Source organism: Streptomyces sp. NPDC058231 (genome assembly GCF_042882275.1).
Lineage (GTDB): Bacteria > Actinomycetota > Actinomycetes > Streptomycetales > Streptomycetaceae > Streptomyces.
In genome coordinates this window covers 1-22,497 of the sequence record NZ_JBHVWN010000099.1, presented here as the reverse complement: position 1 = coordinate 22,497, position 22,497 = coordinate 1, and the positions used below count along the sequence as shown (strand labels likewise).

Genomic DNA, 22,497 nt, shown 5'->3' with positions numbered 1-22,497 from the left:
CGGCGTATACAGGGCCCCGCCGCCGGACCCCCCCATCGCCCCGCGGCCCGGCCAGCTCGGGCCAAACCCGCCCGGGACCCACCGCACGCCCCCGGCCGCCGGGTGGGCTGTAACCCCCCCCCCCGGGGCGACCGAGCACATTCCGGGCCCGTCGGCCGAGCCCCGCACCCGCTCCCACAGCGCCGCCTCAGCCGAGCCCCCGCACCTGCTCCCACAGCGCCGCGTCGGCCTGCCCCACCCGCCGGCGGAACCCGCGCACCGCCACATCACGCAACTCGTCCGTCTCCAGGAAACTCGCGCGCCCCCGCACGTCCCCCACGGTCCCCGGCGGAAGCGCGATCACCCCCGGCCGCTCCTCGTGACGTTGGCTGGTGATCTTGGCTACGAGCGCGGTGCCGCCCCGCACCGACAGCACCAGACACGGCCGGTCCTTCGATCCGGGCCCGTCCTCGTAGGGCACCTCGGCCCACCAGATCTCGCCCGGCCGCGGCGCCCGCTCCGGCCCGAGCCCGGGCCCCTCCGTCCGCCCCGGCGGCCGCGTCCGCCCGCCCGGCCGCCGCCCGCCACCCACGGCACGGCCCCGTCCGCCCCGCCCCAGGCGGCCCCGCCCATCGACGAGCGCGACGACGAAAGCAAGCAGTACCACCACGACCAGAGCCGGCCACCAGGACATGTCCATGCCCCGACGGTACCGGTGCCCCCGGCAGCCCGCTCCCCGCGCCCGCTTCCATCGAACCGGTGACAGAGCAGGTGAGTTCGCCCACAACGGCAGGCTCCGGAGGCGCGACCACCTGTTTCGCGCCTTACGCTCAACAAATCGCACGAACCCTCCCCGTTCCCACGTCTCGGAGGTTCACGCTCCATGAAGCTCACCGTCGTCGGCTGCTCCGGTTCGTTCCCGTCCGCGGGTTCGGCATGTTCGAGCTACCTCGTAGAGGCCGACGGCTTCAGGCTGCTCCTCGACATGGGCAACGGCGCCCTCGGCGAGCTGCAGCGCCATGTCGGTCTCTACGACCTCGACGCCATCTTCCTCAGCCACCTCCATGCCGATCACTGCATCGACATGTGCGCGTACTTCGTCGTCCGCTACTACCGGCACGACGGCGGACGCCCCGCCTCCATCCCGGTCTACGGCCCCGACGGCACCGAACAGCGGCTGACCACCGCGCACGCCGACACCCCGTCCGACCACGCGATGGGCGAGGTCTTCGACTTCCACACGCTCAAGCCCGGCTCGTTCGACATCGGCCCCTTCTCGGTCCGTACGGAGAAGGTCTGCCACCCCGTCGACGCCTTCGGCATCCGGATCGAGCACGGCGGCCGCACGCTCGCGTACTCCGGCGACACCGGCATCTGCGACGCGCTCGACGAACTCGCGGAAGGCGCCGACCTGTTCCTCTGCGAAGCCTCGTTCACCCACGGCAAGGAAGACATCCCGGACCTCCACCTCAACGGGCGCGAGGCGGGCGAGATCGCCGCACGCGCGAAGGTGGGCCGGCTCGTCCTCACCCACATCCCGCCGTGGACGGACGCCGACCGCAACCTCGCCGACGCCCGCGCGATCTACCGCGGACCGGCGGAAGTGGCCGCGCCGGGCGCGGTCTACGAGATCTAGCCCTCCGCACCCGACGGGCCCCACCTCCGCCGACAGGGAGGACGGGGCTCGTCGCACGCCGGCCGCGGAACCCGCAGGACCTACTTGATCAGGTCCTTCTCGATCTCCGCCTCCAGCTCGTCCGGCTCCCGGCCCGGCGTCTGGAGATCGAACCTGGTGATCGCGAACCGGAAGAGCACGTAGTACACCACCGCGAAACAGAGACCGATCGGGATGATCAGCCAGGGTTTCGTGGCCAGGCTCCAGTTGATGACGTAGTCGATCAGCCCCGCCGAGAAGCTGAACCCGTCCTTCACCCCGAGCGCCCAGCTCACTGCCATCGAGACACCGGTCAGCACCGCGTGGATGGCATACAGCAGCGGGGCGACGAAGAGGAACGAGTACTCGATCGGCTCGGTGATACCCGTCACGAACGAGGTCAGGCCGACCGAGAGCATCATGCCGCCGACCGCCTTCCGGCGATGCGGTTTGGCGCAGTGGTAGATCGCCAGCGCAGCCGCCGGCAGCGCGAACATCATGATCGGGAAGAAGCCCGTGGTGAACTGCCCGGCCGTCGGATCACCCGCCAGGAACCGGTTGATGTCACCGTGCACCACCGAGCCGTCCGGCTTGGTGAAGTCGCCGAACTGGAACCAGACGAACGTGTTCAGGAACTGGTGCAGACCGATGACCAGCAGGGCGCGGTTGGCGATGCCGAAGATGCCGGAACCCACCCAGTTCAGGTCCACCAGCCACTTGGAGAAACTCGTCAGACCGTCACCGACCGGCGCCCACAGCCAGGCACACAGAGCGGCGAAGAGCAGCCCGACGAACGCCATGATGATCGGCACGAGCCGGCGGCCGTTGAAGAAGCCCAGCCAGTCCACCAGCTTCACCCGGTGGTACCGCTGCCAGAACCACGCGGACAGCAGGCCCATCACGATGCCCCCGAACACCCCGGGGTTCTGGTACTCGGCAGCCGTCACCTTCGCGTCGCCGGTCACACAGGTACCGAACCAGGTGCCGCCGTCGGTGAACGTGGAACCCGGGGCACAGTCCACCGGGAAGGCGTGCAGCACCGCGTAGTAGACGAGAAAGCCGGTCACCGCGGCGAGCGCCGTCGAACCGTCCGACTTCTTCGCCATGCCGATCGCGACACCGATACAGAACAGCAGCGGCAGGCCCAGCCCGGAATCGAGCAGCGCCCCACCGGCCGCGTCGAAGACCTTCGCGACGTTGTTCCAGCCGAGCCCCTCGTCGCCGAACACGTCCGGCTGGCCGAGCCGGTTGAGGATGCCCGCCGCGGGCAGCACGGCGATCGGCAGCTGGAGGCTGCGCCCCATCTTCTGGAGGCCCTGGAAGAGGCCGTTCCACCACTTCTTCTGCGGCACTGCGGCGCTGCTCGCACTCATCGGCATTCTCCCGGAACGCGTCACTTCCGTCGGTCGCCGCAGAGCGGACTGGACCCACTGCGGTGCGGTGCGCAACCTGCCCGGAGGGCACGACACCGGTGATCGTCATCATGGGCGATGGGTCGAACGCCCGCTCGTGAAGTTGGGCTAATCGTGCGTTAACGTGAAAAAACGGGCCCACGGTGGGCCGGCGCGCGGACGCGAAGAACCCAGGGAGAAACGACATGGCCAGCAAGGCTGAGAAGATCGTCGCCGGGCTCGGCGGCATCGACAACATCGAAGAGGTCGAAGGCTGCATCACCCGCCTCCGCACCGAGGTGATCGACCCGAGCAAGGTCGACGAAGCCGCGCTCAAGGCCGCCGGAGCCCATGGCGTCGTCAAAATGGGCACCGCGATCCAGGTCGTCATCGGCACCGACGCCGACCCCATCGCCGCCGACATCGAAGACATGATGTGACCGGCGGCTGAGCCGGTACGGCTCCGCCCCGCCCCGCAGGCCCCGCTCCCCGCCCATCCCCGCCCGGACCGGGGCCCGCCGGCCCCTCGGCATCCCCGCACCCGGCCCCCGGCACACCCGGAACCGGGGCCGCGACCCAGCCGATAGGCTCGACGCCATGTCTCGTATCGACGGCCGCACCCCCGAACAGCTCCGCCCCGTCACCATCGAACGCGGATGGAGCAAGCACGCCGAAGGCTCAGTCCTCGTCTCCTTCGGCGACACCAAGGTCTTCTGCACCGCCTCCTTCACCGAAGGCGTCCCGCGCTGGCGCAAGGGCAGCGGCGAAGGCTGGGTCACCGCCGAATACTCCATGCTGCCCCGCTCCACCAACACCCGCGGCGACCGCGAAGCCGTCCGCGGCAAGATCGGCGGCCGCACCCACGAGATCAGCCGCCTCATCGGCCGCTCCCTCCGCGCCGTGATCGACTACAAGGCCCTCGGCGAGAACACCGTCGTCCTGGACTGCGACGTCCTGCAGGCCGACGGCGGCACCCGCACCGCCGCCATCACCGGCGCCTACGTCGCCCTCGCCGACGCCATCGCCTGGGGCCAGGGCAAGAAGCTCATCAAGCACGGCCGCAAGCCCCTCGTCGACACCGTCTCCGCCGTCAGCGTCGGCATCGTCGACGGCACGCCCCTCCTCGACCTCTGCTACGAGGAGGACGTCCGCGCCGAGACCGACATGAACGTCGTCTGCACCGGTGACGGCCGCTTCGTCGAGGTGCAGGGCACCGCCGAGGCCGCACCCTTCGACCGCAAGGAACTGGGCGCGCTCCTCGACCTCGCCACCGCCGGATGCGTCGACCTCACCACGCTCCAGCGCGAAGCGCTCGCCCGCACCCTCGGCGAGTAAAGAAGCAACCAAGTACGCCCCGAAGAGCGTCGTCACGAGCACGGGCGCACGGGTCGAACCGTGCGCCCGTCCGCGTATCCGCAACCGGGGAGGAAACCGCACCATGGCCATGGCCACCCGCCACCGCCGCATCACCGTCGCGCTGACCCTGACCGCCCTCACCCTCACCGCGGCGGCCGGCTGCGGCGCCGTCGACAAGGCGCTCGACTGCGTCCGTACCGCAGACGCCATAGCCACCAGCGTCAGCAACCTCCAGCAGGCCGTCTCCAACGCCTCGAACGACCCCACCCAGGCGTCCGAGGCACTCGACGAGATCGACAAGGAACTCGGCAACATCGGCGACACGACCGACAATGCCGACCTCTCCAAGGCCGTCGACGACCTCCAGGCAGGCGTCAAGAACGTCCGCGACGCCATCGACAAGGGCGACGCCACCCCCGACATCACCCCGGTCACCGACGCGGCCAAGGAGATCGGCAACGTCTGCACCTCGTAGGGGACCCCGACGGGCGCGCGATAATCGGCACATGACCCGCCTGATCCTCGCCACCCGCAACGCCGGGAAAATCACCGAACTCCACGCGATCCTCGCCGACGCGGGACTCAGCCACGAACTCGTCGGCGCGGACGCGTACCCCGAGATCCCCGACGTCAAGGAGACCGGCGTCACCTTCGCCGAGAACGCGCTCCTCAAGGCTCACGCCCTGGCCCAGGCCACCGGCCACCCCGCGATCGCCGACGACTCCGGCCTCTGCGTCGACGTCCTCGGCGGCGCCCCCGGAATCTTCTCGGCCCGCTGGTCCGGCACCCACGGCAACGACCAGGCCAACCTGGACCTGCTGCTGGCCCAGCTCTCCGACATCGACGACGCCCACCGCGCCGCCCACTTCGCCTGCGCTGCGGCCCTTGCCCTCCCGGACGGCACGGAACACGTGGTCGAAGGCCGGCTGCCGGGCACCCTGCGCCACATCCCGTCCGGTGCGAACGGCTTCGGCTACGACCCGATCCTCCAGCCCGAGGGTGAGACCCGCACCTGCGCGGAGCTGACCCCGGCGGAGAAGAACGCGATCAGCCATCGCGGGAAGGCTTTCCGGGCGCTGGTGCCGGTGGTGCGGGAGCTGGTGAGGTGACGCCGGTAAAACGGTGAAGGCCCGGCTCGCAGGGATTGCGAGCCGGGCCTTCGTACAGAGTGCGCGAGGAGGGACTCGAACCCTCACGCCGCTAGGGCACTGGTACCTAAAACCAGCCTGTCTAACCAATTCCAGCACTCGCGCGTCCCGCCATCCTACAAGGGCCGATCGGACGGGCGGAGCTCTCTCGTTGCACGGGGAGGCCGTTATGTGCGGAGGTGGGGCTTGTTCTCCCGGTTACGGCACCATGTGTCGGTCAGGGCGTGGCAGTTCGGGCACAGGTAACGGAGATTTCCAGCCCGGTTGTCGAGCCAATCACCGCTTATGTGGTCGATCTGAAGCGTGATCGACTGCCCCTGCCACTCGCCTGGATTGCCACAGGAATCGCACCGGTACGGGATGCCTATCTCCTGCAGTGCGCGATGTAGCCTGGCTCGGTTTGCGCGCGTTGACCCCTGCGGCATGACCACAAGTGTTCTTGATGCGATCGGTTTCTGCTCTTGTACGCGAGTCGAGCCCGAGGCCCAAGACCGGCGCTTGAAGTGGCTCGTGTCCAGCGCGAGTTGGAGTACCTTGCGCCGTACACGCCGATGGTTCGTATCGTTCACCTCAAGGCTGAGCGCGCGCATGACATCTGCATAACTGCTGGCCTTCGGGATAGCGGCACGCAGGGCGTCCTCCGGGATCGCCAGGCGGGCGTTGCGGAAGTGTGAAGTGTCGATTCCCTTCCTGCGGAGCATCCCTGCAACGGCAGCGCGCGATTGGCTGTCGTCGCGTACTCCGAGCTCTCGCGCCACTCCGCGAATGCTCTCGGCCGAGGCGCCGGCCGTGCGTAGCTCCTCCAGCGTGAACAAATGGCCCAGCTGGGGGCGGCCCATACCGGGGAAGTGACTGACGTCGATCCCCGCGGCCGCGATGCGACGGCTTATGTGGGACAACGTTCCGGATGCCGGAGTCGCCCCGAGTTTGTTGACGACCTCGCGCAGCGACGATGAGGTTGCGGCAGCTGCTGCGATGGCCTCGTCGGTGTACTTACGCCAGGGACTGCGTTTCGTGAAGTGGCTGGTGTCGAGACCGAACTCGACGACCTTCTCCTGGAGGACGCGACGCCGGCCGCCGCTCGGCTTGAGGCCGAGGCGACGCATCAGGTCCCCCCAGTTGGTTGAGGCGGCCACGGCTTCAGCAAGCACTTCCCGGCCATCCGTTTCGAGCAGCTCGCGGGTGTATCGAACCGCCATCGATCCCCTCCGTTCCCGACCGCACGTTCGCGGTCTCGTACGGAGTAACGAACCGCTTATCGGACGGTCACGTCCGTAATGCGACGAGATGTGGAACGGCCCGCACCGCTTCAGCCGAAGCGGTGCGGGCCGTGTTCCCGGGGGACGGGGTCCTGGGTCAGAACTTCGGGTCCGGGGTCTGTGCCGCGCACAGTTCCGCGGCCTCCTCGTCGGTCTCGACCGACGGCGGCGAGCCGTCCAGCGGGCGCTGGGCCGTCTCCTTCATGCAGGCCACCGAGACCACGCCGACCAGGGCTGCCGCCATCGCGTAGTAGGCCGGCATCAGGTTCGTACCGCTCCAGCTGATCAGTGCCGTGATCACCAGCGGAGTCGTACCGCCGAAGAGCGAGGTCGAGAGGTTGTAGCCGACCGACAGGGAGCCGTAGCGGACCTGGGTGGGGAAGAGGGCCGGGAGCGCGGCGGACATCGTGCCCAGCATGCAGACCAGGGAGAGGCCCAGCATCGTCATGCCGATGACGATGGCCGGGATGCTGCCCTGGCGGATCAGCAGGAACGACGGCAGGGAGAGCACGAGGAAGCCGAGCATTCCCGCCATCAGCAGCGGCTTGCGGCCGAAGCGGTCGGAGAGCTTGCCGATCTGGCTGATGACCAGCATCAGGAGGACCATGACGCCGAGCAGGACGAGCAGACCGTGGGTCTCGCTGTAGCCGAGCTCGTCGGAGAGGTACGTCGGCATGTACGACAGCAGCATGTAGTCGGTGATGTTGTACGCGCCGACCAGGGCGATGCAGAGGATCAGCGTCGGCCAGTACTGCCGGAAGATCTTCGCGAGGTCGCCCTTGGTGGTGGTCTCCACGCCGTCGGCGGCCTCGCTGGCCTGGGCGTTTCCGCCCTCCAGCTTCTGGAAGGCCGGGGTCTCGTCGAGGCGCAGTCGCAGGTACAGGCCGACCAGGCCGAGCGGGCCCGCGATGAGGAACGGGATGCGCCAGCCCCAGGACTCCATGGTGTGGGTGTCGAGGACGGCGGTGAGCGCGGTGACGAGACCGGCGGCGCCGACGTAGCCGGCCAGGGTGCCGAATTCGAGGAAGCTGCCGAAGTATCCGCGGCGCTTGTCGGGGGCGTACTCGGCGATGAAGGTGGAGGCGCCGCCGTACTCGCCGCCGGTGGAGAACCCCTGGATCAGCCGGAAGAAGATCAGCAGGGCGGGTGCCCAGATGCCGATCGAGGCGTGGGACGGGATGACGCCGATGGCGAAGGTGCCGACCGCCATCATGATCATGGTGAGGGCGAGGACCTTCTTGCGGCCGATCCGGTCACCCATGGGGCCGAAGAACATGCCGCCGAGCGGACGGACGAGGAAGGCGACCGCGAAGGTGGCGAACGAGGAGAGCAGCTGGGTGGTGTCGTTCCCGGATGGGAAGAAGACATGACCCAGGGTGACGGCGAGGTAGGAGTAGATACCGAAGTCGAACCACTCCATGGCGTTGCCGAGGGAGGCCGCCTTCACTGCCCGCTTGACCGCCTGGTCGTCGGTGACGGTGATGTCGGACCGGCGCAGCCTGGGGTTCTGCCTTTTCCGGATGGCCCGGAAGAGGGTGGGGTGGCGTTTGACCGCATCGGGGTCGGCCGCCTGCTGAAGGTCGGAGGCCGCCATGGCCGGGTCCTTTCCTCGGTGGGTGTTCCAGGAGAGGCTTCTGCGCGGTCATGGCGGTCGCAAACCGGTGCGGGGTGAAAATGCGACGCCCGTCACAGGGGCGGGGCGTCGGTCAGATGCCGAGGTCCTTGATGATTCTGGCGACGTGACCGGTGGCCCTGACGTTGTAGAGAGCGCGTTCGACCTTGCCCTCTTCGTCGACGACGATCGTGGAGCGGATGACGCCCGTCACCGTTTTGCCGTAAGACTGCTTCTCGCCGTAGGCGCCGTATGCCTCCAGGGTCTCCTTGGAAGGGTCGCCGACCAGCGTGACCTTGAGGTTCTCCTTCTCGCGGAATGCGGCGAGCTTCTCCGGCTTGTCGGGGGAGACGCCGATGACGTCGTATCCGGCGCCGGCCAGCAGGTCGAGGTTGTCGGTGAAGTCGCAGGCCTGCTTGGTGCAGCCGGCGGTGAGGGCGGCCGGGTAGAAGTAGACGATGACCTTGCGGCCCTTGTGGGCGGCGAGCGAGATGTCGTTGCCGTCGGCGTCGGGGAGGGTGAAATCGGGGGCGGTGTCGCCGGGCTGGAGTCGCTCGCTCATGGTTCTCCTCTGGGACGGGTGGGCTGTACGGGACCGAGCGTAATAGGGGTGCCGTCGGGTATGCGGGCGGTGGAGCTGACAGACTGTCGATGAAGGTTTACCGGACGAGGACCACGGAGGCGGCGCAGTGTCGGATGCCAGGACCCCTGCGCAGATCGAGGCGGACATCATCAGCAGGCGTGAGCAGCTTGCGGTGGTGCTCGACGAGATCGGGGTGCGGGTGCACCCGAAGACGATCATCGGTGACGCGAAGGCCAGGGCTGCTGAGGCGGTGGACCGGACGGCCGGGCGTGCGTTCGTCGCGGTGAATCGGACGGTGTCCGATGTGAAGGCGCGGTTCGTGTCGAAGGATGGTGCGGCGCGCCTGGAGCGGGTGCTCCCGGCGGCGCTGCTGGCGGTCGGTGTGGTGGGACTGTTCGCGGTGTCGGTGCGGCGCAGGAAGCGCTGATCGCGGCCCCGGGATGGCGCCGGGTCGTGGCACGGGAGGCCGGATGCGGCGAAGGAAGTCCTGACAAGGCTGACCCCGGAGGCGTGCGGCGCGCCGGGAGGCAGGTAGGTTTCGGGTCGTGAGCGAGAACACCGACGACAAGCTGCCCATTCGCATGCTGCACGACCGCGTGCTGGTCCGGTCCGATTCGCCCGAGGGCGAGCGCCGTTCGGGTGGTGGCATTCTGATTCCGGCGACGGCTGCGGTCGGTCGGCGGCTGGGCTGGGCCGTGGTGGTGGCGGTCGGCCAGAACGTGCGGACGGTGGAGCCGGGGGACCGGGTGCTGTACGACCCCGAGGACCGTGCCGAGGTCGAGGTGCGTGGGGTGGCGTACGTGCTGATGCGGGAGCGGGATCTGCATGCGGTGGCGGCGGACCGGTTCGAGGGTTCGGTCGATTCGACGGGGCTGTATCTGTAGCTCCGCAGACCTCTGACGTAAGGCCTGGTGACCGGTGTCACCAGGCCTTTTGCCTGTTGTTTGCTACGTTGGTGGGGCCCGACGAGACGCGCCGTACCGGGATTTCCGCAAAGACGACGCACCCGTGATGTCCGTGTGTCCGTGGTGTCGGAGGTGCCGTCGTGGCCTGGGTTCTGCTTGTTGTCGCCGGTCTGCTGGAAGTGGGCTGGTCGATCGGGATGAAGTTCACCGACGGGTTCACCCGGCTGTGGCCGAGTGTGTTCACCGGGTTCGGGATCGTGGCCAGCATGGTGCTGCTGTCGCAGGCGGCGAAGTCGTTGCCGATCGGTACGGCGTACGGGGTGTGGGTCGGTATCGGTGCGGCGGGGGCGGCGGTGCTGGGCATGGTGGTGCTGCATGAGCCGGTGACCGCCGCCCGGATCTTCTTCGTGACGCTGCTGCTGGTGGCGGTGGTGGGTCTGAAGGCGACGTCGGGGCACTGAGTCCCGTACGTGAGCGGGCCCGGCCCGCCGTGCCTTCCGCGTCACCCGGCCCGCCGTGCCTTCGGTGTCACTGTGCCTTCTGTGCCGTGTCCGGCCCCGGCCCGCCGCGTCCCTGCGTCACCGGGGTCCGGAAGCGGTCGGGACCGTCTGGGGGCGGGCGCCGCCTGCGCCCTGCGGGAAGAGTCCGTCGATGCCGCCGTTGTCGTTGCCGCGGTCGTCCGTGCCGCCGTCGGCCGGGAGGTCGGTCGGCAGCTCGCTGGTGGCGGGTGCGCTGCTGGTGGGGCTGGGCGGCAGGGGGGTGGACGGGCTGGGTGGCGGGGTACCGGCCGGGCTGGTGAACGGGTTCCCGGTGTCGCGCCGTCCGGTGTCCTCGTCGGTGGGCGGGAAGCGTTCGTCGGCGCCGCTTTGGAGTTCGAGGTCGAAGTCCTGGACGGGGGTGCCGCTGAGTGCGGCGCCGGTGTACTGGGCCCAGGTCTCGGCGGGGGCGCCGCCGCCGTTGACGCGGGAGAGGCCGAGCGCTCCGTACAGCGGCGTCTGTACGCCGGTGTCCGGGTCCTGGCCCATGACGGCGATGACGGTGGCCAGGTCGGGGGTGTAGCCGGCGAACCAGGCTGCCTTGTCCTCCTCGGCGGTGCCGGTCTTGCCCGCGGCGGGGCGGCCGGCGTTCTGCGCGGCGGTTCCCGAGCCGCTTTCGACGACGCTCTGCAGGATCTGGGTGGTGGTGTCGGCCGCCTCGCGGCTGACGGCCCGCTTGGTGTTCCTGCCGGGGACCGCGAGTTCCTCGGTGCCCTTGCTGACCTTGTCGACGAGGACGTACTGGGTGTGCCGGCCGTGGTTGGCGAGGGTCGCGTACGCCCCGGTCATGTCGAGGACGCTGGCGGTGGCGGTGCCGAGCGCGATGGACGGTGTGGCGGTCAGGTCGGGGGTGTTCTTGGGGATGCCGAGGTCGATGGCGGTCTGTTCGACCTTGTCGGGGCCGACGTCCTCGGCCATCTGCGCGTAGACGGCGTTGACGGACTTGTCGGTGGCGACCCGGACGGTGATGCGGCCGTAGCTGATGTCGTCCTCGTTGGCGGGGGCGTATCCGGTGGGTCCGTCCGGGCCCACCACCATGCGCTTGTTGGTGCCGTCGTAGATGGTGTTGGGGGTGATGGGGCGGCCGCGCTGGGTGGTGGAGTCGTTGGCGACGGCGGAGGTGAAGACGAACGGTTTGAAGGTGGAGCCGACCTGGTAGTCGCGCCGGGTGGCGTTGTTGACGTACTGCTTGGTGTAGTCGATTCCGCCGTACATGGCGACGACCCGGCCGTCCGCGGGGTTGATGGAGGCGCCGCCGACGCGGACGTTGCGGTCGGCTTCGCGCTCTTTGCTCGTCCTCGACATCACGTTGTCGTTGACGGCTTTGACCAGGGCGTTCTGGTTCTTCCTCACCAGCGTCGTGGTGATCCGGTAGCCGCCGGTGGCCAGTGTCTTCTCGTCGATGATCTTGTTGGCGCTGAGGTAGTCCTTGACGGCCTGGACGATGTAGCCGCGCTGTCCGGCGAGTCCGGTGGACGGCTTCACCTTGCCGGGTACCGGGAACGTCATGGCGGCGCGGGCTGCCGGGCTGAGCCAGTTCTCCTTGACCATGCCGTCGAGTACGTAGTTCCAGCGGGCGACGGCCGCGGCCTTGTTCTCGGGGTGGACGACGACGTCGTACGCGCTGGGGGCGTTGAGCAGGGAGGCGAGGTACGCGCCCTCGGCGGTGGTGATGTCGCCGATGTCCTTGCCGTAGTAGGCCTGGGCGGCGGCCTGGATGCCGTACGCGTTGCGGCCGAAGTAGCTGGTGTTGAGGTAGCCCTCGAAGATCTGGTCCTTGCTCACCTCGCGGTTGAGCTTGATCGCGATGAAGAACTCCTTGAGCTTGCGGACCACGGTCTGTTCCTGGCCGAGGTAGTAGTTCTTCACGAACTGCTGGGTGATCGTCGAGCCGCCCTGTTTGCCCTTGCCGGTGACGGTGTTCCAGCCGGCCCTGATCATCGCCGTGACGTCGACGGCGCGTTCGGAGTAGAAGTTGCGGTCCTCGGCGGCGAGGACGGCGTGCTGGACGGTGAGCGGGACCTGGGAGAGCTGGACCTTCTCCCGGTTGATCTCGCCGTCGCGGGCGATGACGCTGCCGTCCTTGTAGAGGTAGACGTTGGACTGCGCGAGGGCGGTGGGGTTGGCGGGCGGGATGCCGACGAGCTGGTATCCGGCGATGAAGCCGCCGATCAGCACCAGGGCGATGACGAGCAGCGTGGCGAGGGTGACCCGCCAGGTGGGGACGGCCCGGCGCCAGCCGGTGCGCCTGGGGCGGGTCTTGCGTCCCTGCGTCCCGCCCGGGGTGGTCGGGCCCGTGCCGGCGGAGTGGCCACTCGGGGTCCATCTCCCGTTGCCGGGTTCCCCGCTCTGCTGCTGTGGCTCGTCGCTCATATCGGTGGAGACTCCTCGGCCGCGGTCAGTTCTCCCATAGTGCCCTTTTCTGTGGAATAACCCCCGGATCGACCCTTGAAATGCGGTCGCGGCGGCGCTTCCACTGCACTAATGTCGAGCGCTTTGGTGTCCAACGCTGTTGGGCGCCCCAGTGCGAACGAGCGTGGGGGTGATGGGGGTGCGGTTGTACGCGGTGGTTGCGGCGGGCGGTTTCCGGCGCCATGCCACCTACCGGATCGCGACGGCTGCGGGTGTCTTCACCAACACCGTCTTCGGCTTCGTCCTGACGTACACCTATATGGCGCTGTGGGACGAGCGTCCGCGGCTCGGCGGCTACGACATGGGGCAGGCGCTGACCTTCGTGTGGCTGGGGCAGGCGCTGCTGGCGACGTGCGCGATGATGGGCGGCGGTTTCGAGGACGAGCTGGTCGAGCGGATCCGTACCGGTGACGTCGCGATCGATCTCTACCGACCGGTCGACCTTCAACTGTGGTGGATGGCGGGGGACTTGGGTCGTGCGGCGTATCAGCTGCTGGCGCGGGGCATCGCGCCGATGGTGCTGGGGGCGTTGGCGTTCCCGCTGGCGCTGCCCGTCTCGCCGGGCATCTGGCTGGCGTTCCTGGTCTCGGTGATGCTCGGGGTGGTGGTCAGTTTCGCGCTGCGTTATCTGGTGGCGCTCTCCGCGTTCTGGCTGATGGACGGGGCGGGCGCGGCGCAGATCGCCTTCCTGGCGGGGCTGTTCTTCTCGGGGATGCTGCTGCCGCTGACGTTGTTCCCGGGGGCGCTGGGCGAGGTGGCGCGGATGCTGCCGTGGTCGGCGCTGTTGCAGGTGCCGGCCGATGTCTTCCTCGGCAAGCACACCGGGTGGGGGCTGGTGCGCGCGTTCGCGTTCCAGGGCGGCTGGGCGGTGGCGCTGCTCACGGTGGGGCAGCTGGTGCAGTCGGTGGCTACGCGGAGGGTGGTGGTCCAGGGTGGCTGAGGTGGCGGAGGCAGCGGCGGTCGGAGAGGTCGTCGGGGCGCCGGTGGAGGCGTTCGCCGAGCGGCCGCGGCTGGTCGAGGGGGTCCGCGCATACGGGCTGATCGTGGCGATGTGGCTGCGTTCGACGATGGCGTACCGCGCCTCGTTCGTCATGACGGCCTTCGGGAACTTCGCGGCGACGGGCTTCGACTTCGTCGCGATCCTGCTGATGTTCGCGCACGTCGACGCGCTGGGTGGTTACACGCTGCCCGAGATCGCCCTGCTGTACGGGGCCGCGGCCACCTCCTTCGGGCTGGCCGATCTGGCGTTGGGGTCGATGGACCGGCTGGGCCGCCGGGTCCGGGACGGCACGCTGGACACGTTGCTGGTGCGCCCCGTGCCGGTGCTCGCCCAGGTGGCGGCGGACCGGTTCGCGTTGCGCAGGCTGGGGCGGATCACGCAGGGGCTGCTGGTGCTCGGCTACGGGCTGGTGGTGCTGGACATCGCGTGGACCCCGCTGAAGGTGGTGATGATCCCGTTGATGCTGCTGAGCGGGGCGGCGATCTTCGGGGCGGTGTTCGTGTGCGGGGCGGCGTTCCAGTTCTTCGCGCAGGACGCCGCCGAGGTGCAGAACTCCTTCACGTACGGCGGGAACGCGCTGCTGCAGTACCCGCCGACGGTCTTCGCGAAGGATCTGGTGCGCGGGGTGACGTTCGTGGTGCCGCTGGCCTTCGTGAACTGGCTGCCCGCGCTGTACGTGCTGGGCCGGGAGTACCCGCTGGGGCTGCCGGAGTGGGTGGCGTTCCTGCCGCCGGTGGTGGCGGGGGTGTGCTGGGCGCTGGCGGGGGCGGCGTGGCGGGCGGGGCTGCGCTCGTACCGGAGCACGGGCAACTGAGGACGAGCGGAACGAGGACGGGTCATGGGCGCGGATACGGGTTTCATCGAACTTCAGGGTGTCGAGAAGGTCTTCGACGTCCGCCGCAGGACGGGTTTCCTGCGCAGCGAGCGGCGCGAGGTGCGGGCGGTCGACGGGATCAGCTTCCGGGTGGAGCGCGGTGAGATGGTCGGCTACATCGGGCCGAACGGGGCGGGCAAGTCGACCACCATCAAGATGCTGACCGGCATCCTCACCCCGAGCGGTGGCCGGCTGCGGGTCGCGGGTATCGACCCCGCCCGGGAGCGTACGAGGCTGGCACGGCGGATCGGTGTGGTCTTCGGTCAGCGCACCACGCTCTGGTGGGACCTGCCGCTGCGCGACTCGTACCGGCTGGTGCACCGGATGTACCGGATCGGCGACGCGAGGTTCCGGGAGAACCTGGACCGCTGTGTCGAACTCCTCGATCTGGGCGACCTGTTGGACGTGCCGGTGCGGCAGCTGTCGCTCGGGCAGCGGATGCGCGGAGACATTGCGGCGGCGCTGCTGCACGATCCGGAGGTGCTCTACCTGGACGAGCCGACGATCGGTCTCGATGTGGTCTCCAAGGCGAAGGTCCGTGGTTTCCTGCGGGACTTGAACGCCGATCGGGGTACGACGGTGCTGCTCACCACGCACGATCTGACGGATATCGAGCAGCTCTGCCGGCGGGTGATGGTGATCGACCACGGGCGTCTGATGTACGACGGGGCGTTCGCCGGGCTGCACGAGGTCGGGGAGAGCGAACGCACGCTGGTTGTCGATCTGGAGCGTGAACTGCCGCCGATCCGGCTGCCTTCGGAACCTTCGGTGCGTACGGTGAAGGTGGTGGGGACGCGGCAGTGGCTGGCCTTCCCGGCGTCCGGTTCGGCGGCGCCGCTGGTGGCGCGCATCGCCGCGGAGTATCCGTTGGTGGACCTGTCGGTGCGGGAGCCCGACATCGAGGCCGTGATCGCGAAGATGTATGCGTCGGCCGATGCCCGTGCGGATCGGTGACGGGGGCGGGTGCCTTCAATAGGCTGCACGGTATGACGAGTGAACTTCCGGACATGCGTGCGTCCGACGCCGAGCGTGAGCGTGTTGCCGAGGTCCTGCGGGATGCGGTGGCCGAGGGCCGCCTCCGGATGGAGGAGTTCGAGGAGCGGCTGGAGGCGGCCTACACGGCCCGCACGCATGGCGAGCTGGAGCCTCTGATCAGTGATCTTCCGGCGCCGGGCGGGGTGGTGGCACCGGTGGGTGCGGGCGGTGCTCCCGCGCGGGGCGGTGCGGCGGGCGTGGCATGGGCGGAGCGGATCGGCGGCCCGGCCACCTCGACGGGTGCGTTCGCCTTCTGGGGCGGTTTCGGCCGCAGGGGGACGTGGACGGTGGCACGGAAGTTCACCGCGTTCGCCTTCTGGGGCGGAGGTGAGATCGATCTGCGCGAGGCCCGTTTCGAGGACCGTGAGGTCGTCATCCGCTGCTTCGCGATCATGGGCGGGATGCAGGTGACGGTCCCGCCGGAGCTGGAGGTCGAGGTCAGGGGCATCGGCATCATGGGTGGATTCGGCGACCGGGCCTCGGGAGGGGGCGTTCCTTCGCCGGGCTCACCTCGGGTGCGGATCACCGGGTTGGCGCTGATGGGCGGGGTGGGTGTGGAGCGGAAGCGGACCAGGGCGGAGAAGCAGCGGCTCAGGGACGAGGAGCGGGCGCGGCAGCTGAAGAAGGGGCCGGCGGCCGAGTAGTCCGTCCGTCGGCCGGGCCGGAGCGCCGGGCGGGCGGTGGCGCCGAGTGCCCGCCCCGCCGCTCCTGTGCGGTCAGAGCTGGTCGGACGCCGGTGTCTCCGGGTGCAGGCTCTCCAGGTCCACCTGCTGGGCCAGCCGCAGATACCCGGCGTCGTCGAGGTGCAGATGGTCGCCGCAGTCGTACGCGGGGCGGAGCCGGCTCGGCCGGTACGGGTCGCGCGCCGCGGCGTCGAAGTCCACGACGGCGTCGAAGATGCCGCCCGCCCGTATCAGCGCGTTGACCCGCATCCGTACGTCGTCCTGCGCGGGTGTCCAGGTGCGGTATCCCTCGTACGGCATCAGGGTCGCCCCGACCACCCGCAGTCCGCGGGCGTGGGCGCGCTGCGTCATGGCCCTGAGTCCGTCGGCGATCCGCTGCGGGTCCTGCTCCTGCGGGAACTGCTGCACATCGTTGATGCCGAGCGCGATGATGACGGTCTTCGCGTCGGCGGTGCCCAGTACGTCACGGTCGAAACGGTCGAGGGCCCGCTGTCCGTATATCTGCCCGTCGCGCAGGATGCGGTTGCCCGCGATGCCCTTGTTGACGACCGCGTAGCGGCCGCGCAGCCGGTCGGAGAGGAGGTCGGGCCAGCGGCTGTCGGCGTCGAGGGTGGAGCCGGTGCCCGCGGTGAGCGAGTCGCCGATGGCGACGACCGCGCCTGCGGCGGTCGCGTTGCGGACGTCGACTGCGGTGAGGTAGCGCCACAGGTTGGTCTGCCAGGTGCCGCGCTCGTCCGCCACGTAGGAGGTCTGGTGGCTGTTCGGGTGGATGGTGACGGGCCCCTGCGCCGTGGGGGTGCGGAAGGCGACCACCAGGTCGGCGTCGGCGGGTACGGGGACGACGACCGGGTCGCTGACGACCTGTCCGCCCACCGGGACGGTGACCGACGGTGCTCCGCGGAAGGAGACGCGCCGGGTGTTCACCGTGGCGTCGTCGACGAGCAGCGGGCGTGTGCCGAAGAGGTTGGAGAGGGTGATGCGGGCCGCGTCACCGCCGACGCTGGTGTGCACGACGTCACGGATGGTGCGCCGGGTCAGGTCGCGTGCGGGGATCGGGTCCGTGATGCCGGCCACGGGCGCCCCGGCCCAGGTGGCGATCCAGACGCCGGTGGAGTGGGCGGGCGCGGCGGGGGGCCGGACGGCCGACGGGGCACTGACCTGGGTCGTCCCGCTGCCGGAGAACAGCGTGGGTCCGGCAGCGGCCACGAACGCGGCGGTCGCGGCGGTGCCCGCCACGAGGGCGATGAGCAGGGTGGTTCCCTGGCGCCTGGGCATGGGCGGTGTGACTCCTTGCGGTGAGGGGTGCTGATCTCATGATGGGGCAGGGTGACGGGAACTCGACATGCGCCCCGGGAGTAGGTCAGGTAAGGACAATGCGTACGGGGCACCGGGGGCGATGCGTACGCGGACGGGTGGAGCGGATGGAACGGATGGAACGGACCGGGCCGGGCGAGCCGGGCGAGGGGCCCGCCGGACCGGCGATGGTTCCGGGCGGCGCGGACGGGAGCCCGGACGGAGCAGTGTCCGCTCGCGCGCGTCCCGCCGCTCTCGCCTCCTTCGCGTACACGGCGGCCGACGAGGAGAAGCGGCGCGGTGTGCGCAGGATGAAGACCACTGCCACCGGCCTCCTTCTGCTTGTGGCGCTCGTGTACGTCCTCGCCACCTGGGCGAGGAGTTCGGGTGTGGGCGGCTGGCCGGGCTTCGTCGCCGCGGCCGCCGAGGCGGGGATGGTCGGTGCGCTGGCCGACTGGTTCGCCGTCACGGCGCTGTTCAAGCGTCCACTCGGCCTGCCGATCCCGCACACCGCCATCATCCCTACCAAGAAGGACCAGCTTGGTGCCTCTCTGGGTTCCTTTGTTGGGGAAAATTTTCTTTCGGGTGAGGTTGTACGGGGTCGGATCCAGGCTCTCGGCATCGGCGGCCGGCTCGGTGCCTGGCTGGCGGACCCGGATCACGCGGACCGTGTCTCGGCCGAACTGGCCACCGCGCTGCGGGGTGCGATGACCGTCCTGCGCGACTCCGACGTGCAGGCCGTCGTCGGTGAGGCGATCACCCGTCGGGCGGAGGCGGCGGAGGTCGCCCCGGGTCTCGGCAAGATGCTGGAGAGGATCGTCGCGGACGGCGGCCACCGCAAGGTCGTGGACCTGATCTGCGTGCGCGCGCACGACTGGCTGGTGCGGCACGGCGACTCGGTGATGGACGCGGTACAGGGCGGGGCGCCGGGCTGGACGCCGCGCTTCGTCGACAAGCGGGTGGGGGAGCGCGTCTACAAGGAGCTGCTGCGCTTCGTGACCGAGATGCGGGACATGCCGGGGCATCCGGCGCGTGCTTCGATCGATACGTTCCTGACGGACTTCGCGGCCGACCTGCAGACCGACTCGGACACCCGGGCCCGGGTGGAGCGGCTGAAGTCGGAGATCCTTGGACGCAGTGAGGTCCAGGACGTCATCGCGTCCGCCTGGTCGTCGGTACGCGCGATGATCATCACAGCGGCCGAGGACGAGCAGAGCGAGTTGCGGCTCCGGGCCCGTGCGTCGCTGATGACGCTGGGCGCGCGACTGGCGACGGACGGCAGGCTCCAGGCGAAGCTGGAGGGCTGGCTGGAGGACGCCGCGGTGTACGTCGTCACGACGTACCGCACGGAGATCACGTCCCTGATCAGCGACACGGTGGCGAGCTGGGACGCGGATCAGACGTCGAGGAAGATCGAGGCGCACATCGGCCGCGACCTGCAGTTCATCCGGATCAACGGCACGGTGGTGGGTGCGCTGGCGGGGCTGCTGATCTATACGGTGTCGCGCGCGTTCGGCGCGTAGCCCGCTGCTTGCGGCGCGCGGACCTGCGGTGCGAATCGGCGGGGTCCTGGTGGGCGAGCTCGTCCGGACGGCCGGTGGATGGTCTCTGACGGCACGCCAAGAGGTGCACGCCGAACTCCTGCCTGAGCTGGATTCGCCGGCGGAGCGACTCGCCTGGCATTCCAGCACCGAGGAAGTGATCGGGCACATTCGCCTCTACGAGGAAGACGTTCCCGACCTGTTGATCAACAGGTCGGGAAGACTGGTGAAGACATCGCTCGCTCCCGCCGGAACAGCTTCCGCCTGAGCGGAGAGAAATTACTGATCCGCACGACATCTGACGGTGGAATTCCTCGCCACGTCGGCGCGACGTCGTCCAGGCTGTTGCTGGGCAGGTGGTTGCCTGCGTTCCCTCCGGAAAGGTGGACGGAGGGGTCGCCGGTGTCGGCATCAGGGGGATGCAGGCGGGGGAGCGCAGACTCGGGGACGGGCGGCTCAGGTGTCGTACTCGCCGATCCAACTGCGCTGCAGGAGAGCCTTGGGAAGGTACTCGGACTCGACCTCGATCGGGATGCCGGCGTCGAAGGCCATGCAGGCGATGGCCAGGGGGCCGAGGGCGACCAGACCGTCCCCGCTGAGCGAACGCGCCTCGTCGCCGGTCCAGTACTCCTTGTGCCAGGTGAGCGCCTCGGCCAGCACCGTGTTGAACTTCTCGGTGTCCTGGCGCTGGTAGCGGTGGAAGAGCTCAAGGGGCGGATAAAGGATCTTCAGCATCAGCTCCTTGCCGGCGATCTGTGCGGTCTCGGGGTCGGTTCCGTTGACCGCGGTGACGAGGGTGTCCCAGGTCTCCCGGCGGCCGAACCAGGCGTTCTGCAGGGTCTCCACCCACGCGTAGATGTACTCGTCGAACTCGGCTCCGGACTCACGGAGGAACGAGACGGGTACTCGGGCCAGCCGGTCGAGGCGTTCGTTCTCGCGGCAGATCACCGCCAGGTAGTAGGAGGTGAGCCAGTCTCCGGCGTGCAGGTACTCCTGCGGGCCGGTCGCGGGAAGGTTCTTCACCTCGCCCCTGCTCCCGATCCGGCACGGTACGGGCCCTTCGGCCGCCGAACCGGAGATGAACAGGGCGGAGCCGACCTGCATGGCCGTGACCCATGCCTCCCAGGTCGGGAACTCCGTTGCCATGGGGTCCGTCAGGCAGTACCACTTCGCCGCAGTCAGCGTGTAGCCCAGGGCATCGAAGCGGTCGAACTCGGACGTCTCAAGCTCGTCGAGCACCTCTTCGCCGGCCTTGACGATCGGTGCCATGGCTTCGGAGGCGTTGTCCGTCGGGAAGTCGTGGCGGGGAATGCGCGTGACCACGGCCCCTCCTCTCACTAGATCTTCAAATGCTCAAGCATGGCACCAGCGTATGAGGAGCCGACGGGGTCATGCGCCTTCACCAGGACATACTGCAGCTTTCCCTCCTTCAGCGCGTTGCGGAGCTCCGCCGCGATCTCGGCGTCGCGCCCACCGCGTTTCGTCATCTCGCCGAGGATCGTGCGGATATACAGCCTGGTGCCCTGCTTGACCCTCATGCCCTGGGCCCCGCCGTTGTCTCCGGCGTGCGGGTTCGTCGGGTCCTCCGGGTCGGCACGGCCGTGACGCCAGTCGAGGTCTCCGGACGGAGCCTTGGCCTCGACGATGAGGCGCTCCCCGTTGTCGCCGGTCCGGTACACCTGGTCGAACATGTTGGCGCCGTTGGGCGTCTTCGGGAGGTCGATCACCTCGGCATGCGGGAACTGGTGCGGAACCACGTGCAGCGCGGCGGCCTTCTCGCCCAGCGCCTCGGAGATCTTGCTGTTGTTGGGCAGATCCCCGAGCTGGTTGGCGTACGCCTCCTTCGCCTTTGCGAGGTTCTCCGCCGCCTCGGCGGTCGGTGTTGCGTCGTACGCCTTGGTCGCGTTGGTGAGGTCCACCGAGGCGGTGCGCTTCGCCGCAGCGTCGTCGAGGGCCGGCAGATTCCCATCGGGCACGGTATCCGTTCCGAGCGGCTTTGACCCGAACTTGGTCTCGGACGGGCCGCTCGGCAGGTCGTGCGCGGCGACCCAGTGACCCTCGGCGTTCTTGGCCAGCTGGGGCAGCTCGGCGCCGTCCACCACCTTGATGGACTTGCGGCGGCCGAGTGTGTCGTAGTGCTCCGCGAACCACTTCCCGTCAGGCTCGTTGGCCTTCCGGATGTGCTCGTCCTGGATCTCCTTCCGCTCCGCGGCGGTCAGCTCCCGGTCCTCGCTGTGGCCGTTGCCGGCGCCCTCGTCCGCGTGGTGCGTGGGCGGCTCCGCGTTGTCGGCAGCGTGTCCTGCGTCGTCGGCGGAGTGCCCCAGGTCGTCCAGGCCGCCGGGACCGGTCGGGCCGTGGGTATGGGGGAGCCCGTGGTCGGCGGTGGAGCCGCCCGGCAGGTCGTGACCGCCCGTGGTGGGGGTCTCGGTGTGCTGTCCGGGCGCGTTGTCGCCGGACCCGGGGTGGTCCAGGCTGTTGCTCGGCATGTTGTCGCCGGCGTGGCCGGTGGGCAGGTGGTCGCCGACTCCGCCGCCGGGGAGGTGGTTGCCCGCGTTGCCGCCGGGGGTGTGGTCTCCGATGTTGCTGCCGGGGAGGTCGTCGCCGATGCGGCCGACGTCGCCGAGGTCGGAGCCGAGGTGGATGACGTTGTCCCCGGTGTTGCCGCCGATGTGGGCTGCGTTGTCTGCGGTGTGGGCGCCTGCGCCGACCAGGACCGGTTCCCGGTCGGGTGTACCGGTGTGCGGGGTGTCGGCACCGGTGGTGTCCGGGTGGACGGCCGGGGAGCCTTCCTTGGGCGCGTTGTCGGCGCTGCCGAGGATGTCGCCGTTCTCGTCGAGGTAGTTGCCTTCGCCGTCGTAGTAACGGGCGGGGGCGCCGGGTTCGGTGGGCAGTTTCGTGGCGCCCTCGGGCAGGGCGGGCACCCCGTCGGGGATCTTGATGTTGCCGTCGGGGAGCTTGATCGCCCCGTCCGGGACCGCTGCCCCGTCGGGAAGGTGCACGGTCCCGTCGGGCAGGTGGAACGAGCCCTCGGGAAGGGTGATCGCGCCCTCGGGGAGGGCCGGGATGTCGATGGTGCCGATGCCTTTGAGGCCCTTGGCGATGTCACCGATCTTGGAGATGCCGGCGCCTGCGCCCTTGGCGATGTAGGTCATCGGGTCGATGAATTTGCCGGCCTTGCCGGCGACGGAGAGGACCTTGGCGACGGCGCCGGCTTTGCCGGCTCCGGCTGCTGCGCC

General features: G+C 69.3%; 22 protein-coding genes, 1 tRNA gene, 1 pseudogene and 1 riboswitch. Of the genes and pseudogenes, 14 read left to right on the top strand and 10 right to left on the bottom strand.

All coding sequences use genetic code 11. The features are described 5' to 3' along the window. Positions 1-187: 187 nt before the first annotated feature. Positions 188-679, bottom strand: a complete 492-nt coding sequence (locus ACFVXE_RS36205; protein ID WP_389677709.1) for a type II toxin-antitoxin system PemK/MazF family toxin — start codon at positions 677-679, stop codon at positions 188-190. 183 nt (positions 680-862) lie between these two features. On the opposite strand from ACFVXE_RS36205, the gene ACFVXE_RS36200 reads away from it, so the two are divergent. Further along, positions 863-1,615, top strand: a complete 753-nt coding sequence (locus tag ACFVXE_RS36200; RefSeq protein WP_389677708.1) for an MBL fold metallo-hydrolase — start codon at positions 863-865, stop codon at positions 1,613-1,615. An 80-nt stretch (positions 1,616-1,695) separates the two neighbouring features. Here the strand turns inward: ACFVXE_RS36200 and ACFVXE_RS36195 are convergent, their stop codons facing one another. Beyond that, complete coding sequence (locus ACFVXE_RS36195) at positions 1,696-3,006, bottom strand: PTS transporter subunit EIIC (RefSeq protein WP_389677706.1); 1,311 nt, start codon at positions 3,004-3,006, stop codon at positions 1,696-1,698. Positions 3,007-3,230: 224 nt separating this feature from the next. On the opposite strand from ACFVXE_RS36195, the gene ACFVXE_RS36190 reads away from it, so the two are divergent. From ACFVXE_RS36190 to rdgB, 4 genes are all read left to right on the top strand, one after another. After that, entirely contained in the window at positions 3,231-3,464 is a 234-nt protein-coding gene (locus ACFVXE_RS36190) for a glucose PTS transporter subunit EIIB (RefSeq protein ID WP_019886687.1), read from the top strand. A gap of 157 nt (positions 3,465-3,621) precedes the next feature. Further along, positions 3,622-4,359 (top strand): ribonuclease PH, encoded by a 738-nt coding sequence (gene rph / locus ACFVXE_RS36185; protein ID WP_389677705.1) that lies wholly within the window; start codon positions 3,622-3,624, stop codon positions 4,357-4,359. A 109-nt stretch (positions 4,360-4,468) separates the two neighbouring features. Next, complete coding sequence (locus tag ACFVXE_RS36180; RefSeq protein ID WP_389677711.1) at positions 4,469-4,855, top strand: hypothetical protein; 387 nt, start codon at positions 4,469-4,471, stop codon at positions 4,853-4,855. A gap of 31 nt (positions 4,856-4,886) precedes the next feature. Then, positions 4,887-5,489, top strand: coding sequence for an RdgB/HAM1 family non-canonical purine NTP pyrophosphatase (gene rdgB, locus ACFVXE_RS36175; RefSeq protein WP_389677703.1), 603 nt, complete (start codon positions 4,887-4,889; stop codon positions 5,487-5,489). Between the two features lie 60 nt (positions 5,490-5,549). Here rdgB and ACFVXE_RS36170 read toward each other — a convergent pair. The 4 genes from ACFVXE_RS36170 to bcp all read right to left on the bottom strand — a co-directional run bounded on the left by ACFVXE_RS36170 (position 5,550) and on the right by bcp (position 8,961). After that, a tRNA-Leu gene (locus ACFVXE_RS36170) sits at positions 5,550-5,633 on the bottom strand. A 62-nt stretch (positions 5,634-5,695) separates the two neighbouring features. Then, entirely contained in the window at positions 5,696-6,727 is a 1,032-nt protein-coding gene (locus tag ACFVXE_RS36165) for an HNH endonuclease signature motif containing protein (protein WP_389677701.1), read from the bottom strand. Between the two features lie 157 nt (positions 6,728-6,884). Next, positions 6,885-8,381 carry a glycine betaine/L-proline transporter ProP gene (proP, locus tag ACFVXE_RS36160; RefSeq protein ID WP_389677699.1) on the bottom strand — a complete coding sequence of 499 codons (1,497 nt, stop codon included), beginning with the start codon at positions 8,379-8,381 and terminating at the stop codon, positions 6,885-6,887. A gap of 112 nt (positions 8,382-8,493) precedes the next feature. Beyond that, the gene (bcp, locus tag ACFVXE_RS36155) at positions 8,494-8,961 is read right to left on the bottom strand and encodes a thioredoxin-dependent thiol peroxidase (RefSeq protein ID WP_389677698.1); all 468 of its coding nucleotides are present in this window, start codon (positions 8,959-8,961) and stop codon (positions 8,494-8,496) included. A 127-nt stretch (positions 8,962-9,088) separates the two neighbouring features. On the opposite strand from bcp, the gene ACFVXE_RS36150 reads away from it, so the two are divergent. The 3 genes from ACFVXE_RS36150 to ACFVXE_RS36140 all read left to right on the top strand — a co-directional run bounded on the left by ACFVXE_RS36150 (position 9,089) and on the right by ACFVXE_RS36140 (position 10,348). Beyond that, positions 9,089-9,409, top strand: a complete 321-nt coding sequence (locus ACFVXE_RS36150) for a DUF3618 domain-containing protein (RefSeq protein ID WP_389677696.1) — start codon at positions 9,089-9,091, stop codon at positions 9,407-9,409. Positions 9,410-9,527: 118 nt separating this feature from the next. Continuing rightward, positions 9,528-9,866: a co-chaperone GroES gene (locus ACFVXE_RS36145; RefSeq protein ID WP_266779271.1), complete on the top strand. Its 339-nt coding sequence runs from the start codon at positions 9,528-9,530 to the stop codon at positions 9,864-9,866. A gap of 58 nt (positions 9,867-9,924) precedes the next feature. Beyond that, a riboswitch (guanidine-III (ykkC-III) riboswitch) is annotated at positions 9,925-9,989 on the top strand. 38 nt (positions 9,990-10,027) lie between these two features. Next, complete coding sequence (locus tag ACFVXE_RS36140; protein WP_389677694.1) at positions 10,028-10,348, top strand: DMT family transporter; 321 nt, start codon at positions 10,028-10,030, stop codon at positions 10,346-10,348. A 117-nt stretch (positions 10,349-10,465) separates the two neighbouring features. Here ACFVXE_RS36140 and ACFVXE_RS36135 read toward each other — a convergent pair whose 3' ends face one another. Further along, complete coding sequence (locus ACFVXE_RS36135) at positions 10,466-12,796, bottom strand: transglycosylase domain-containing protein (RefSeq protein ID WP_389677692.1); 2,331 nt, start codon at positions 12,794-12,796, stop codon at positions 10,466-10,468. Between the two features lie 178 nt (positions 12,797-12,974). Between ACFVXE_RS36135 and ACFVXE_RS36130 the strand changes: the two genes are divergently transcribed. The 4 genes from ACFVXE_RS36130 to ACFVXE_RS36115 are packed head-to-tail and all read left to right on the top strand — an operon-like array spanning position 12,975 to position 16,388. Continuing rightward, entirely contained in the window at positions 12,975-13,775 is an 801-nt protein-coding gene (locus ACFVXE_RS36130) for an ABC transporter permease (protein WP_389677710.1), read from the top strand. Beyond that, positions 13,768-14,649, top strand: coding sequence for an ABC transporter permease (locus ACFVXE_RS36125; RefSeq protein ID WP_389677691.1), 882 nt, complete (start codon positions 13,768-13,770; stop codon positions 14,647-14,649). Before ACFVXE_RS36130 ends, ACFVXE_RS36125 begins: the two co-directional genes overlap by 8 nt. A 24-nt stretch (positions 14,650-14,673) precedes the next feature. Next, complete coding sequence (locus ACFVXE_RS36120) at positions 14,674-15,663, top strand: ATP-binding cassette domain-containing protein (protein WP_389677689.1); 990 nt, start codon at positions 14,674-14,676, stop codon at positions 15,661-15,663. A gap of 32 nt (positions 15,664-15,695) precedes the next feature. Continuing rightward, positions 15,696-16,388, top strand: coding sequence for a DUF1707 domain-containing protein (locus tag ACFVXE_RS36115; protein WP_389677688.1), 693 nt, complete (start codon positions 15,696-15,698; stop codon positions 16,386-16,388). A 72-nt stretch (positions 16,389-16,460) separates the two neighbouring features. On the opposite strand, the gene ACFVXE_RS36110 is transcribed toward ACFVXE_RS36115, so the two are convergent. Next, positions 16,461-17,702, bottom strand: a complete 1,242-nt coding sequence (locus tag ACFVXE_RS36110; RefSeq protein WP_389677686.1) for an SGNH/GDSL hydrolase family protein — start codon at positions 17,700-17,702, stop codon at positions 16,461-16,463. 146 nt (positions 17,703-17,848) lie between these two features. On the opposite strand from ACFVXE_RS36110, the gene ACFVXE_RS36105 reads away from it, so the two are divergent. Together ACFVXE_RS36105 and ACFVXE_RS36100 are read left to right on the top strand one after the other, a co-directional pair. Beyond that, positions 17,849-19,243: a DUF445 domain-containing protein gene (locus ACFVXE_RS36105; RefSeq protein ID WP_389677685.1), complete on the top strand. Its 1,395-nt coding sequence runs from the start codon at positions 17,849-17,851 to the stop codon at positions 19,241-19,243. A gap of 49 nt (positions 19,244-19,292) precedes the next feature. Beyond that, a complete protein-coding gene (locus ACFVXE_RS36100; protein WP_389677683.1) occupies positions 19,293-19,529 on the top strand; it encodes a hypothetical protein in 237 nt (78 codons plus the stop codon). A 188-nt stretch (positions 19,530-19,717) separates the two neighbouring features. On the opposite strand, the gene ACFVXE_RS36095 is transcribed toward ACFVXE_RS36100, so the two are convergent. Together ACFVXE_RS36095 and ACFVXE_RS36090 are read right to left on the bottom strand one after the other, a co-directional pair. Further along, the gene (locus ACFVXE_RS36095) at positions 19,718-20,584 is read right to left on the bottom strand and encodes an immunity 49 family protein (protein WP_389677682.1); all 867 of its coding nucleotides are present in this window, start codon (positions 20,582-20,584) and stop codon (positions 19,718-19,720) included. A gap of 14 nt (positions 20,585-20,598) precedes the next feature. After that, positions 20,599-22,497 (bottom strand): annotated as a pseudogene (locus tag ACFVXE_RS36090) (hypothetical protein); the annotation flags it as partial.

Excerpts from the sequence above, each read along its gene's own strand:
- ACFVXE_RS36205 (WP_389677709.1), bottom strand. The coding sequence starts at position 679 with ATGGACATGTCCTGGTGGCCGGCTCTGGTCGTGGTGGTACTGCTTGCT.
- ACFVXE_RS36200 (WP_389677708.1), top strand. The coding sequence starts at position 863 with ATGAAGCTCACCGTCGTCGGCTGCTCCGGTTCGTTCCCGTCCGCGGGT.
- ACFVXE_RS36195 (WP_389677706.1), bottom strand. The coding sequence starts at position 3,006 with ATGAGTGCGAGCAGCGCCGCAGTGCCGCAGAAGAAGTGGTGGAACGGC.
- ACFVXE_RS36190 (WP_019886687.1), top strand. The coding sequence starts at position 3,231 with ATGGCCAGCAAGGCTGAGAAGATCGTCGCCGGGCTCGGCGGCATCGAC.
- rph (WP_389677705.1), top strand. The coding sequence starts at position 3,622 with ATGTCTCGTATCGACGGCCGCACCCCCGAACAGCTCCGCCCCGTCACC.
- ACFVXE_RS36180 (WP_389677711.1), top strand. The coding sequence starts at position 4,469 with ATGGCCACCCGCCACCGCCGCATCACCGTCGCGCTGACCCTGACCGCC.
- rdgB (WP_389677703.1), top strand. The coding sequence starts at position 4,887 with ATGACCCGCCTGATCCTCGCCACCCGCAACGCCGGGAAAATCACCGAA.
- ACFVXE_RS36165 (WP_389677701.1), bottom strand. The coding sequence starts at position 6,727 with ATGGCGGTTCGATACACCCGCGAGCTGCTCGAAACGGATGGCCGGGAA.
- proP (WP_389677699.1), bottom strand. The coding sequence starts at position 8,381 with ATGGCGGCCTCCGACCTTCAGCAGGCGGCCGACCCCGATGCGGTCAAA.
- bcp (WP_389677698.1), bottom strand. The coding sequence starts at position 8,961 with ATGAGCGAGCGACTCCAGCCCGGCGACACCGCCCCCGATTTCACCCTC.
- ACFVXE_RS36135 (WP_389677692.1), bottom strand. The coding sequence starts at position 12,796 with ATGAGCGACGAGCCACAGCAGCAGAGCGGGGAACCCGGCAACGGGAGA.
- ACFVXE_RS36120 (WP_389677689.1), top strand. The coding sequence starts at position 14,674 with ATGGGCGCGGATACGGGTTTCATCGAACTTCAGGGTGTCGAGAAGGTC.
- ACFVXE_RS36115 (WP_389677688.1), top strand. The coding sequence starts at position 15,696 with ATGACGAGTGAACTTCCGGACATGCGTGCGTCCGACGCCGAGCGTGAG.
- ACFVXE_RS36110 (WP_389677686.1), bottom strand. The coding sequence starts at position 17,702 with ATGCCCAGGCGCCAGGGAACCACCCTGCTCATCGCCCTCGTGGCGGGC.
- ACFVXE_RS36105 (WP_389677685.1), top strand. The coding sequence starts at position 17,849 with ATGGAACGGATGGAACGGACCGGGCCGGGCGAGCCGGGCGAGGGGCCC.